This window comes from Prauserella isguenensis, assembly GCF_014191605.1.
Taxonomy (GTDB): domain Bacteria; phylum Actinomycetota; class Actinomycetes; order Mycobacteriales; family Pseudonocardiaceae; genus Prauserella; species Prauserella isguenensis.
This window is the reverse complement of the sequence record NZ_JACHWU010000003.1, coordinates 224,234-236,445: the sequence shown is the minus strand read 5'-3', so window position 1 is coordinate 236,445 and position 12,212 is coordinate 224,234. Positions and strand designations below refer to the sequence as shown.

Annotated in this window: 12 protein-coding genes; 9 read left to right on the top strand and 3 right to left on the bottom strand. The window is 70.3% G+C overall.

Annotated features, from left to right (window positions below):
* Nucleotides 1-80: 80 nt before the first annotated feature.
* The 9 genes from FHS23_RS13830 (at nt 81) to FHS23_RS13790 (ending at nt 8,512) form a co-directional block, all read left to right on the top strand.
* Complete coding sequence (locus tag FHS23_RS13830; RefSeq protein WP_183654557.1) at nt 81-362, top strand: MSMEG_0570 family nitrogen starvation response protein; 282 nt, start codon at nt 81-83, stop codon at nt 360-362.
* The gene (locus FHS23_RS13825) at nt 359-1,687 is read left to right on the top strand and encodes an MSMEG_0569 family flavin-dependent oxidoreductase (RefSeq protein WP_183654555.1); all 1,329 of its coding nucleotides are present in this window, start codon (nt 359-361) and stop codon (nt 1,685-1,687) included. The genes FHS23_RS13830 and FHS23_RS13825 overlap by 4 nt, the downstream gene beginning before the upstream one ends.
* A 76-nt stretch (nt 1,688-1,763) precedes the next feature.
* The gene (locus FHS23_RS13820) at nt 1,764-2,591 is read left to right on the top strand and encodes an amidohydrolase family protein (protein ID WP_343053907.1); all 828 of its coding nucleotides are present in this window, start codon (nt 1,764-1,766) and stop codon (nt 2,589-2,591) included.
* Nucleotides 2,592-2,642: 51 nt separating this feature from the next.
* Complete coding sequence (locus FHS23_RS13815; RefSeq protein ID WP_183654553.1) at nt 2,643-3,155, top strand: MSMEG_0572/Sll0783 family nitrogen starvation response protein; 513 nt, start codon at nt 2,643-2,645, stop codon at nt 3,153-3,155.
* Nucleotides 3,156-3,192: 37 nt separating this feature from the next.
* On the top strand, nt 3,193-4,266 hold the full coding sequence (locus tag FHS23_RS13810) for an MSMEG_0568 family radical SAM protein (RefSeq protein WP_183654551.1): 1,074 nt from the start codon (nt 3,193-3,195) through the stop codon (nt 4,264-4,266).
* A 2-nt stretch (nt 4,267-4,268) separates the two neighbouring features.
* Nucleotides 4,269-5,657: an MSMEG_0567/sll0787 family protein gene (locus FHS23_RS13805; RefSeq protein WP_183654549.1), complete on the top strand. Its 1,389-nt coding sequence runs from the start codon at nt 4,269-4,271 to the stop codon at nt 5,655-5,657.
* On the top strand, nt 5,654-6,493 hold the full coding sequence (locus FHS23_RS13800; protein WP_183654547.1) for a carbon-nitrogen hydrolase family protein: 840 nt from the start codon (nt 5,654-5,656) through the stop codon (nt 6,491-6,493). The genes FHS23_RS13805 and FHS23_RS13800 overlap by 4 nt, the downstream gene beginning before the upstream one ends.
* A gap of 7 nt (nt 6,494-6,500) precedes the next feature.
* The gene (locus FHS23_RS13795; protein ID WP_183654545.1) at nt 6,501-7,334 is read left to right on the top strand and encodes a carbon-nitrogen hydrolase family protein; all 834 of its coding nucleotides are present in this window, start codon (nt 6,501-6,503) and stop codon (nt 7,332-7,334) included.
* Entirely contained in the window at nt 7,331-8,512 is a 1,182-nt protein-coding gene (locus FHS23_RS13790; protein ID WP_183654542.1) for an MSMEG_0565 family glycosyltransferase, read from the top strand. Before FHS23_RS13795 ends, FHS23_RS13790 begins: the two co-directional genes overlap by 4 nt.
* Here FHS23_RS13790 and FHS23_RS13785 read toward each other — a convergent pair.
* The 3 genes from FHS23_RS13785 to pruA all read right to left on the bottom strand — a co-directional run bounded on the left by FHS23_RS13785 (nt 8,425) and on the right by pruA (nt 12,204).
* Nucleotides 8,425-9,396, bottom strand: coding sequence for an NADPH:quinone oxidoreductase family protein (locus tag FHS23_RS13785; RefSeq protein WP_183654539.1), 972 nt, complete (start codon nt 9,394-9,396; stop codon nt 8,425-8,427). The two genes, FHS23_RS13790 and FHS23_RS13785, sit on opposite strands and share 88 nt — an antisense overlap.
* A 208-nt stretch (nt 9,397-9,604) precedes the next feature.
* Entirely contained in the window at nt 9,605-10,561 is a 957-nt protein-coding gene (locus FHS23_RS13780; protein WP_183654537.1) for a proline dehydrogenase family protein, read from the bottom strand.
* Between the two features lie 5 nt (nt 10,562-10,566).
* Nucleotides 10,567-12,204: an L-glutamate gamma-semialdehyde dehydrogenase gene (pruA, locus tag FHS23_RS13775; protein WP_183654535.1), complete on the bottom strand. Its 1,638-nt coding sequence runs from the start codon at nt 12,202-12,204 to the stop codon at nt 10,567-10,569.
* Nucleotides 12,205-12,212 lie beyond the last annotated feature (8 nt).

Sequence of the window (12,212 nt, the reverse complement as noted above, 5' to 3'; positions counted from 1 at the left end):
GCGAAGTCGTCGCCGCGATGGCCGCGGGCCGATCGTATCCCGTCCGTCCGTTGCAGAACCACCCCGTGAGAGGAGTGTTCGTGCCCGAAGTGTATTTCCACGTGCGCTGGCCGGACGGTGTGTCGCGCCGGTTCTACTCCCCGTCGACCGTGATCGAGGAGCACCTCCGGACCGGTGGACGGTACCGGATCGGCGATTTCCTGGAACGGACCAGGGCGGCGCTGGTCGTCGCGTCGGAGCGAGTCGCCGCGGTGCACGGATTCCCGTGCGGCAGGGCGGCAGCCACCGTCGTGGCGCTCGACGATCTCGCTACGGACCTGCCCGCCGACGCCGCTGTGCTCGTCGAAAGGTTCGACCGATGACCACTGTGGACGGAATGCATCGGACTGTCGCGATCGTCGGCGGGGGACAGGCCGGGCTGGCGATGAGTTACTGCCTGGCTCGGGACCGGGTCGAGCATGTCGTGCTGGAGCGGGAGAGTCCGGGATTCGAATGGCGCAGTCGGCGCTGGGACTCGTTCTGTCTCGTCACCCCGAACCGGCAATGCGACCTCCCCGGTTTTCCCTACGAGGGAAGCGATCCCGGCGGATTCATGTCCCGGGACGAGGTCGCGGCCTACGTCGAGGACTACGCACGATCCTTCCCGTGTCCGCTCGTCACGGGAGTGGACGTGACACGGCTGTGCCACGACGGCACGATCTTCGTACTGTCCACATCGCACGGAACGATGACCGCCGACCAGGTCGTGGTGGCCACCGGGCCGTATCAAGTCCCGCGGATCCCGCGACTGGCGGAGCGCCTCCCTTCGGGACTGACCCAGCTGCACTCGTCGGCGTACCGGAATCCGCGGCAGCTCCCCGGCGGCGAGGTGCTCGTGGTCGGATCGGGACAGTCCGGATGCCAGATCGCCGAGGACCTGCATCTGGCCGGGCGCGTGGTACACCTGTCCGTGGGCGGCGCGCCGAGGGTCGCACGCCGGTACCGCGGCAGGGACGTCGTCGACTGGCTCGAGGACATGGGCCATTACCGCCGCGGCATCGACGAGTTCTCCGACGTCGATGCCCTCCGATTCCGGGCCAATCACTACGTCACCGGACGGGGCGGCGGTCGCGACATCGACCTGCGGGCCTTCGCCCTCGAGGGGATGCGGCTGTACGGGCGGTTGTCCGATGCGGAATCCGGGGTCGTGCGGTTCCTCCCGGATCTGCGCGAGAACCTCGACGCCGCCGACGCCGTGTCCGAGGGGATCAAGGACTCGATCGACGCGTATGTGGAACTGCACGGGTTCGACGCGCCCGCCGAGCGGCGCTACGTCCCGGTGTGGGAGCCGGCGGACGAGACCGGGGAGCTCGTGCTGGACAGCACGGGAATCACGTCTGTGGTGTGGGCCACCGGCTTCGACATGGACCACTGCTGGATCGACGTTCCGGTCTTCGACGGGCGCGGATATCCGGCACATCAGCGAGGTGCCACGGGGTGTCCGGGTCTGTACTTCCTGGGGCTGCCGTGGCAGCGCACGTGGGGATCGGGGCGATTCAGCGGGGTCGGCCGCGACGCGGAATACCTCGCGCGCCGGATCGTCGACACAGCCCGGGGCGCAGAACTCGACGTGCCGTGGATCGCTGGAACCCGCAGGGACACCTGCCCGGCCGGTGTGTTCCGGACGTCACCGAGCACGGTCGCATGACCGGCCACGAGAACGGCGGCGCGGCCACCGCCGCCGTGGTGCGGCCGCGGCGACACAGCGATGTGGGAGGATATCAGTGACACGGTTCGACTTCTGTGATGCGCACCGGCACCTCGGTTCGATGCTGGCGTTCCCGTTCTACGGCGGGCCTGCGGTGAAGCCCGACTCCCGGGCACGGGCGACGATCGCCGAGCTGATCGCGGACCTGGACGCCGAGGGAACCGAGCGCGCGTTGGTGATCCCGAACTACGGCGTGCCCGACCCGGCCGTGTCGTTCTCGTTCAACGAACTCTGCGTGGAGGCTGCAGCCTCGGACGATCGGATCCGTGCCGCACTGTGGGTCTCCCCGTTGCCGCGTGACGAGCAGCGCACCCGCGCGGCGCTGGCACTCGCCGGCGAGCCGGGGGTGCGTGCACTCAAGCTCAGTTTCCTGCTCGGCGGCGATCCCACGGACCCGCACTGCCGCCCGTTGCTGGACGAGATCTTCGCGACCGCCGAGGCGCTCGACCTCGTCGTTCACGTGCACACGTCGCCGGGCGCCGCTTCGGACATCGACAACGTCGGCGCGCTCGTCGACGACTACGGCCACCGCGTGAAGATCCACCTGGTGCACTTCGGCGGTGGAATGAGCGGCCACATCAAGCTGATCGGCTCCCGCTTCTTCTCCTGGATCGAGGCGGGCAAACACGTCTACACCGACCTGTCGTGGGCGATCGGCTTCGCGCCGCGTTGGCTCGCCGAGGAGATCTCCCGGCGAGGCATCGGCGCCGACCGTGTGCTGTTCGCCAGCGACGAGCCCTGGGGAGACCACGGCGCCGAACTCGCGGCCCTCAGGGGTGCCGCGGGCGACGGGGAACTCGCACGCCTCGCGTTCCGCGAGAACTTCGACAAGCTCTACGGCTGACATCCGGCCGGCCGTAGTCAGGAAATCCGCGACACCGACGAAGGAGCAACAGTGCCCGAACTGACCGAGACCGAACAGCAGAGCCTGAACGAGATCCCGCACCCGTCGCTTCCCGACGGCTCCAACATCTACGGCGGCACCAAGGTCTTCCCCGACTACCAGGCAGAACCCGGGCAGTCCTACTTCACGCTGGTGCACGGCATCGCACACGAGTCGTCGGTGAGCTTCGTCGCGATCCTGCAGGCGACCCGCGCGCTGCGGAAGGGTTTCGAGGCCGCCATCTACTTCTACGGACCCGGTTCGATGAACTGCATGGCCACGCGCGGGTTCCCGACGACGGGCAGTTCGGCGTTTCCCGGCGAGCACAACATCAACGAACAGCTCAAGACGTTCATAGCCGAAGGCGGCAAGGTGTACTGCTGCCGGTTCGGACTGTCGTTGCACGGGCTGCGCGAGGAGGACCTCATCGAGGGTGTGATCCCCACGCATCCGCTCGATGTGCAGGACGCGCTCATCCACTACGCGCGCAAGGGCGCGATCATCAATTCGACCTACATGTGGTGACCGTGATCGGGCCCGTCGGTGAGTTCGGAGGTACGTCGTGACAACTGATGCCGAAAGCACGGTCGTGTCGACGCGTGTCGATCTGGCGGTGCAGGGAGTCCGGACGGAGACACCGGTGCGGCGCACCAAGGGTGCCGGGCCGAGCGACGACGGCCATCTCGTGGTGGGTGGTGCCGCCGCGACCCTGCCGCTGAACCCGGAGAGTCCCTACACCGTGCGCGACGGCAGGGTTTTCGACGGGACCCGGGACCTCGGCCTGTCGGTGGAACCCGTCGCCAGGCCGAGGTTCTACGAACTGTCCACTGAGGATGGCGTGCCGTATCACCGGATCGCCCTGCTGCACGGCAGGGACGTGCTCGCTTCCACAGTGGTGCAGACGTGCATCCGCTACGTCGAGGACCAGCGGTGCCGGTTCTGCACCATCGAGGAATCGCTGCGGGCGGGGTCGACGGTCGCCGCGAAGACACCCGCCCAGCTGGCCGAGGTAGCCGAGGCGGCCGTACGCCTCGACGGGGTGCGGCAGCTGGTGCTCACCACCGGGACGACGGCGGGACCGGACAGGGGAGCGCGCCACCTCGTACGCTGCGTCCGGGCCGTTCTCCGGGCCGTGCCGGGACTGCCGATCCAGGTGCAGATCGAACCACCCGGCGACCTCGGCGTGCTGACGGAGTTGCGCCAGGCGGGTGCGACGTCGATCGGCATCCATGTCGAATCGCTCGACGACGCCGTGCGGGCCCGCTGGATGCCGGGCAAGTCGACCGTGCCGCTGAGCGAGTACTGGGAGGCGTGGGACGAGTCGGTGCGGGTGTTCGGCCGCAACCGGGTCTCGACGTACCTGCTCGTCGGCCTCGGCGAGGACCCGGACGAGCTGGTGGCGGGCGCCGCCGAGCTCGTCGACCACGGTGTCTATCCGTTCGTCGTCCCGATGCGTCCGATGGCGGGCACGCTGGCGCGTGCCGACGGCGTGCAGCCGCCCCCGGCGCCGTTGGTCCGTGACGTGACCGAACGCGTCGCGGCCCTCCTGCGTGCCGCGGGTATGACCGGCGCCGATCAACAGGCGGGCTGCGCCGCCTGTGGCGCCTGCGGTGCGCTGAGTGCGGCGGGAGCGTGAGCATGTATCCCGACGTACTGGCGGGTCTCGGCGATCCGGTCAGCGTGGCGCGGCAACCGCGGTTTCGTATCGGCCCCGCGGACGACGATGCCGCACGCGCGGAGTACCGCGCGTTGCGGCGCACGGTGTTCGTCGACGAGCAACGGATCTTCGACAACGACGACACGGACGGCCACGACGGTGATCCGCGCACAGTGGTGCTTCTCGCCAGGGACCAGTCCGGGGCCGTGCTCGGAGGTGTGCGCCTGCATTCGGCGACAGACGGGGCAGACATCGGGTGGTGGTACGGCAGCAGGCTCGTGGTGGCTCCGGCACACCGCCGCGAGGGCACCCGCGTCGGCGCCGCGCTCGTCAGGGCGGCGCAGGCGTACGCGGAGAACGCGGGCGTGTTGCGGTTCGAGGCGAGGGTGCAGCCGGCCAACGAACGGATGTTCCGCCGCCTCGGCTGGCAGCGTGTCCGGGAGGTGGACGTGTCCGGCAGACCGCATGTGCTGATGCGGCACCCGATCGGCCGGGTGGCGGCGCTGGTGCGGTCGACCAAGACCGCCCTCGGCTCCCTGCTGCAGGGCATGACGGGCGTGTCCGGGTTCGTCGGCGACGACGGTGTACCCGTTCCGGGTGGCGACACGGTCGCCGCGTGCGACGCGATCCTGCCGTCCATGGTCGAACGCGACCCGGAGTGGGCGGGCTGGTGTTCGGTGCTGGTCAACGTCAACGACCTGACCGCGATGGGTGCGAGCCCGGTCGGGCTGCTCGACGCGCTGGGCGCGCGGGACGCGTCGTTCGCCTCGCGGGTGCTGTCCGGGCTGCGGGCCGCGAGCCGGGCCTGGGACGTTCCCGTGCTCGGCGGGCACACGCAGCTCGGCGTACCGGCGTCGTTGGCGGTGACGGCGCTCGGTAGGACTCCCGACCCGGTGCCGGGAGGTGGCGGCGCGCCGGGACAACGGGTGCGGCTCACCGCCGACCTCGGTGGGTCGTGGCGGCCCGGCTACACCGGTGCGCAGTGGGACTCGACGTCCACTCGGCGGACCACCGAGCTCCGCACGATGCAGAGCTCGGTGGCCGCGGTGCGCCCGCGGGCCGCCAAGGACGTGTCCATGGCGGGAATCGCCGGAACCCTCGGCATGCTGGCGGAGGCGAGCGGGTGCGGCGCCGTACTGGACGTCGCGGACGTGCCACGGCCGTCGAACGCGACGATGGGCGACTGGCTGACGTGCTTCCCGGGCTTCGCGATGGTCACCGTGGGCGACCGGGAACCGGCGGCCGGGCCCGCCGTGTCGGCCGAATGCGGCGAGTTGACCGCGACCGGCGGTGTCCGGCTGCGGTGGCCCGACGGAGAGGAGATCCCCGTGCTCGACACGGCGGTGACCGGGCTGGGCACGGTGGCATGACCGGGGTGCGTATCGCGGCGGCGGCCGCCCCGTTCGGCCGTGACCTCGACGAGGACTTCGCGCGCATCGCCGCGTTGATCGACCGTGCCCGCGCCGACGGCGTCCGGCTCCTGGCACTGCCCGAGGCGTGTCTGGGCGGGTATCTGGCGAACCTCGACGGCGGCGCCGACGGGCCGCCCGCCCTGGACGCCGACGGCCCGGAGATCCGCAGACTCGCCGAGCTCGCGGGCGAGTTGGTCGTCACGGCCGGCTACTGCGAATCCGACGGGGGTGTGCTCTACAACAGCGCCGTGTGCGTCTCCGACGGTGTCGTGCTCGGCAGCCATCGCAAGGTGCACCAGCCGCTGTCGGAGGACGCCACGTACCGCGCGGGCAACGGGTTCACCGCGTTCGACACTCCGGTCGGCCGGCTCGGCATGATGATCTGCTACGACAAGGCATTTCCCGAGTCGGCGCGGACCCTGGCACTCGACGGAGCAGAGATCGGGGTGTGCATGTCGGCATGGCCCGGCAGTCGCACCCACGCGGCGGCCGACCTCGCCCAGGACCGGTGGAAACATCGTTTCGATCTGTTCGATCGTGCGCGGGCACTGGAGAACCAGATCGTGTGGGTGTCGGCCAACCAGTCGGGCACGTTCGGTGACCTGCGGTTCGTGGCGAGCGCGAAGATCGTGGACCCTGGTGGTGAGGTGGTCGCGGACACGGGTGTGAGTGACGGGCTGGCGGTCGCCGAGGTCGACGTGGCCGAGGCGCTGGCGACGGCACGTCGCTCGATGGCGCACCTGCGCGACCGCAGGCCCGAGGCGTATGCCCCCGCCGGCGCACCTGCGGGATGATCACGACATGGCTCTGACCGGCATCGCCGCGGTCGCCGCCCACTTCGGCCGCGATCTCGATTTCGACCTCGACCGCATCGCCACCCTGATCGAGCACGCACGCGATTCCGGCGCACAGTTGCTGGTGCTGCCGGACGCAGCCGTCGGCGGATATCTGCCGGACCTGCGCGAACCCGACGACGGGAATCTGCCTCCCGCGCTGCCGCCCGACGACCCTCACCTGGCGCGGATCGGCTCGCTGGCACGGGACATGGTCGTGTGCGTCGGCTACTGCGAGGCCGACGGCGACGTCCGCTTCAACACGGCGCTGGCCGTCACCGGTGACGGTGTGCTCGGCAGGCATCGCAAGGTGCACCAGCCGCCCGGCGAGCGGGCCGTCTACGCCGCGGGCGACCGGTTCGCGGCATTCGACACGCCGGCGGGCAGGGTTGGCATGCTGATCGACTACGACAAGACGTTCCCCGAATCGGCGCGCAGTCTCGCCGTCGACGGGGCGGAGATCATCGCGTGCCTGTCCGCGTGGCCGACCAGCATCACCAACCGCGCACCCCGCATGTCGCAGGACCGCCAGGCACGGCTGTTCGACCTCTACGACCAGGCGCGCGCCGCCGAGAACCAGGTGGTGCTCGCCTCGGCCAACCAGACCGGTGCGCTGGGCGGCATGCGTTTCCTCGGTCAGGCCAAGGTCGTCGGCCCCGGCGGGGACATCCTGGCGCGCACGTGGAGCAAGGCGGGAATCGCCGTGGCCGAGGTGGACGTGGCGGGCGAGCTGGCCAACGCCCGGCGGGTGCTGCACCACCTCGGCGAGCGAAAACCCGAGGCGTACGGAGGGACATCGTGAGGATCGCGTTGCTGAGCTACTCCACGAAACCCCGTGGCGGTGTGGTCCACACGCTGGCGCTCGCCGAGGCGCTTGCGGATGCGGGGGAGGACGTCACGGTGTGGACCCTCGGACGCGACGGCGACACAGGGTTCTTCCGCCGCGTCGACCCACGGGTCACGGTCCGGGTCGTGCCCTTCGGGGCGCGCGAGGGCGAAGGCGTCGGCCCGCGCATACTGCGGTCGATCGAGACGTTGCGTGAGGCCTTCGACGGCCGCGCGTACGACATCGTGCACGCCCAGGACTGCATCAGCGCCAACGCGGCGGGCGAATGCGTGCGTACCGTGCACCACATCGACCGGTTCACCACCCCGGAACTGGCGGCATGCCACGAACACGCGATCACAGCGCCCTACGCGCACGTGTGCGTGTCCGGAGCCGTCGCGGAGGAACTGCGTGACGGCTGGGGGATCGACGCCACCGTGATCCCGAACGGCGTCGAGGCGGACCGGTTCGAGCGTGCGGCGGCGGACGTCGACGGCACGGGCCGGTGGCGCGACGAACTCGGCCGCTACGTCGTCACGGTGGGAGGTATCGAACCGCGGAAAGGAACGATCGACCTGCTCGAGGGGTTCGCGTTGCGGGAGCGGGATCCGGAACTGCGGCTGGTGATCGTCGGCGGGGAGACGTTGTTCGACTACCGCGACTACCGCGCGCGCTTCGACGCCCGTGCCGCCGAACTGGGCGTGGAACCGGTTGTGCTCGGCGCGGTCGAGCACGACGAGTTGCCGCTCGTCGTCGCCGCGGCGGAGGTCTTCGGCTTTCCGTCCACGAAGGAGGGATTCGGGCTCGCGGCGATGGAGGCGCTGGCGGCGGGGGTTCCGGTCGTCACGAGGGACCTGCCGGTGCTGCGCGAGGTGTTCGGCTCCGCCGTCCGGTTCGCACGCGACCGCCGCGGCTTCGCCGACGCGCTGGCCGGCGCTTTGTCCGAGCCGGACCGTCACCGGGAGCGTGGGCGGGCGCTGGCGCGGCGATACAGCTGGGCGGGTGCCGCCGAACGGCACCGAGAGCTGTATCGCCGCCTGGCCGACCCCGCCCGAGCGCGGGGTGGTCACGCCGTCGGGTCGACCACCACCTTGCCGAGCACCGCGCGGTCCTCCAGCTGTGCGACCGCTTCGCCCGCCCGGGACAGCGGGTAGGTCGCCGCGATCGGCGGGTCGACCACACCGGACTCGAGGTACGGCAGCAGCACGTCCCACTCGGTGCGGAGGCGGCTCGGGTCGGCCATGACGTAGGCGCCCCACGCGACTCCGCGGACGTCGATGTTGTTCAGCAGCAGGCGGTTGACCTTGACGGTCGGGATGTCACCCGCCGTGAAACCGATGACCAGCAGTCGCCCCAACGGCGCGAGACTGCGCAGCGAGTCGGTGAAGCGGTCGCCGCCGACCGGGTCGACCACCACGTCGACGCCGCGGCCACCGGTGAGTTCGGAGACCGAGTCCTTGAATCCGTCGGCCAGGACGACGTCGTGGGAACCGACCGACGAGACGAACCGGGCCTTGTCCTCTGTGGACACCACGGACACGACGTGTGCGCCCATCGCGGCCGCGAGCTGGATGGTGGCGGTGCCGATCCCGCCCGCGGCGCCGTGCACGAGCACGGTCTCGCCCCGCTGCAGTTGCCCGCGCTTGAGGAGGGCGAACGTCATGGTCAGGTAGTTCATCGGCAGGCAGGCGCCCGCGGCGAAACTCATCGCGTCCGGCAGGGGGAACACGTTCGTGACCGGTGCGAGGACCTGTTCGGCGAAGGCGCCCGTCGTCGTGCTCGCGGCGACGCGGTCACCGGCGGAGAAACCGGATCCGGCCGGGGCCTCGCGGACGACGCCCGCCAGCTCGCCGCCGAGCGTGAACGGCGGCTCGGGCTTGTACTGGTACATGTTCTTCGTCAGCAGCAGGTCGGGGAAGTTGACCCCGGCCGCCTTGACGTCGATCAGTACCTGGCCGTCGCCGGGTGTCGGCGCGGGTGTCTCGGTGACCTCGAGGGCCGCCGGGCCGTCGGTGCGGGTGACCGTCGCTGCGTACATCCTTGTGCGCGCCTTTCGCCGTTGATCATGGACCGTGGGCGAGTCTATGGCCGCGATCTGCCACGGGACAGCCCCGCCCGAGTGCCCGCAGCACACCGAGGTGCCGCCCAAGGACACCTCGGTGGCGACGACCACCCCTCGAGGACACGCCGACGCGTGGCTGTGCCCGAGTGCCCGATGGTGTCCTTGGAGCACGCGACGGCGGGGACTACTTCTTCGACGTCAACGCGCGGAGGAACAGGGCCAGATTGGCGGGTTTCTCGGCCAGCCTGCGCATGAAGTAGCCGTACCACTCGGTGCCGTACGGCAGGTACACGCGCAGGTGACGCCCCTGGCCGACGAGCCGCAACTGCTCGGTGTCGCGGATGCCGTAGAGCATCTGCAGCTCATACTCGTCGGCGCTTCGCCCCGCCTCGGCCGCCAGCCGCAAGCTTGCCTCGACCATCGCCGGGTCGTGCGTGGCCACCATCGGATAACCCCGGCCGTTCATCAGCACGCGCAGACACCGGACGTATGCCTCGTCGACCGCGTCGCCCTGATGGGCCACGGTCGGCGGTTCGGCGTAGGCGCCCTTGCACAACCGGATGCGAGATCCCGGCCCGGACAGGTCGGCGCAGTCGGCCTCGGTCCGCTTGAGGTAGGCCTGCAGCACCGTTCCCAGGTGCGGGAAGTCGGTGCGGAGTTCGCGCACGATCGACAACGTCGAATCGGTCGTCGTGTGGTCCTCGGCGTCCACCGTGACCCACACCCCGGCCTCCTCGGCCGCGGCGGCGATCTTGTGCGCGTTCTCCAAGGCGATCCGGTCACCGTCTGCGCCCACGAACTGCCCGAGTGCCGACAGTTTCAACGACACCTCCACCGGGCGCGGGCCGTCTGCGGTGACCTGCCTTCCCGCCAGCGGGGCGAGGGCCGACAGCAACGACAGGTACGCCGATACGGTCGCCGTCGCCTGTGAGACGTCCGTGGTGTCCTCGCCGAGGTGGTCGATCGTGATGAACCGGCCCGAGGAGAGGATGGTCCGGGACGTGTCGAGCGCCTGCTGCTCGGTCTCGCCCGCCACGAACCGGTCCACGACCTTGCGCGTGAGCGGGACCCGCGAGGCCGTCCGTTCGAGCCGCTTCGACCTCGCCGCGGCCAGCAGGCTCGTGCGCAGCGGAGACGGCATGGTGATCACACCCCCTGGTGCGGGTAGCGGTGATCGGTCGGGGCCACGAACGTCTCCTTGATGGAGCGTGCCGAGGCCCACCGCAGCAGGTTCTGCGGTGACCCCGCCTTGTCGTTGGTGCCCGAGGCGCGGGCCCCGCCGAACGGCTGCTGACCCACGATCGAACCGGTCGGTTTGTCGTTGATGTAGAAGTTGCCCGCGGCGAACCGGAGCTTCTCGGACGCCCTGGCCACGGCGTCGCGGTCGTCCGCGATCACCGCGCCGGTCAAGGCGTACGCGGAGCCGGAGTCCACCGTGTCCAGGATCTCATCGAACGCGCCCGGCTTCGAGTCGTCGTAGACGTGGATCGCCAGAATCGGGCCGAAATACTCCTTGTGGAACGCCTCGTCGGTCGGGTCGTCGCCGAGCAGGATCGTGGGCTCGACGAAGTAGCCGACGCCGTCGTCCGCGCCACCGCCCGCGGCGATCGTCAGGCTGGGTGTCGACTTGGCACGTTCCAGCGCTGCGGCGTTGCGGTCGAACGAGCGCTTGTCGATGACGGCGCCGCCGTAGTTCGACAGGTCCGCCACGTCGCCGTACGCGAGGGCGTTGGTCTTGGCGATGAGGTCCTCGCCCATCTGCGCCCACACGGACTGCGGGATGAACGCGCGCGAGGCCGCCGAGCACTTCTGGCCCTGGTAGTCGAACGCGCCGCGGATCAGGGCCGTGGTGAGCACCTCCGGGTCGGCCGAGCTGTGCGCGACGACGAAGTCCTTGCCGCCGGTCTCACCGACCAGGCGCGGGTAGGAGTCGTAGCGCGAGATGTTCGTGCCGACCTCGGCCCAGAGCGTCTGGAACGTCTGTGTGGAGCCGGTGAAGTGGATGCCGGACAGGCGCGGGTCGGCCAGCACGACGTCGGAGATGTCGGGGCCCGGCCCGGTGACGAGGTTGATGACGCCCTTGGGCAGGCCCGCCGCCTCGAGCAGCTGCATCGTCAGGTACGCCGACACGGCCTGGGTGTCCGAGGGCTTCCACACGACCGTGTTGCCCATGAGCGCGGGCGCGGTCGGCAGGTTGCCGGCGATGGCGGTGAAGTTGAACGGCGTGACCGCGTAGACGAAGCCTTCGAGCGGGCGGTACTCGACGCGGTTCCACACGCCGGGCACCGACAGCGGCTGCTCGGTCATCAGCTGGCGGGCGAAGTGGACGTTGAAGCGCCAGAAGTCGATCAGTTCGCACGGGGCGTCGATCTCGGCCTGGTGGGCGGTCTTCGACTGGCCGAGCATCGTCGCGGCGGCGATGGTCTCGCGCCACGGGCCGGACAGTAGGTCGGCTGCGCGCAGGAAGACCGCGGCGCGCTCGTCGAACGGCATGGCGGCCCACGCCGGAGCCGCCGCGTTCGCGGCCTCCACGGCGTCGCCGACGTCCTGTCGCGTGGCGTGGGTGAACGTGCCGAGCACGGAGGCGTGCTTGTGCGGCTGGACGACGTTCTGCACGGTCGTCGCGCTCCGCCGGTGCTGCCCGTCGATGACGTGGTGCACCTCGGTGGGGTTCGCGTCCAGTTCGGCCAGCTTCGCCTCCAGCCGGACACGTTCCGGCGTGCCGGGCGCGTACGAGTTGACCGGTTCGTTCGCGGGCTGCGGAACGTTCGTGATGCCGTCCATGGACCTCG

Coding starts and splice junctions, on each gene's coding strand:
- FHS23_RS13800 (WP_183654547.1), top strand. CDS start 5,654: ATGACCGGGGTGCGTATCGCGGCGGCGGCCGCCCCGTTCGGCCGTGAC.
- FHS23_RS13780 (WP_183654537.1), bottom strand. CDS start 10,561: ATGCCGTCTCCGCTGCGCACGAGCCTGCTGGCCGCGGCGAGGTCGAAG.
- pruA (WP_183654535.1), bottom strand. CDS start 12,204: ATGGACGGCATCACGAACGTTCCGCAGCCCGCGAACGAACCGGTCAAC.
- FHS23_RS13785 (WP_183654539.1), bottom strand. CDS start 9,396: ATGTACGCAGCGACGGTCACCCGCACCGACGGCCCGGCGGCCCTCGAG.
- FHS23_RS13795 (WP_183654545.1), top strand. CDS start 6,501: ATGGCTCTGACCGGCATCGCCGCGGTCGCCGCCCACTTCGGCCGCGAT.
- FHS23_RS13825 (WP_183654555.1), top strand. CDS start 359: ATGACCACTGTGGACGGAATGCATCGGACTGTCGCGATCGTCGGCGGG.
- FHS23_RS13805 (WP_183654549.1), top strand. CDS start 4,269: ATGTATCCCGACGTACTGGCGGGTCTCGGCGATCCGGTCAGCGTGGCG.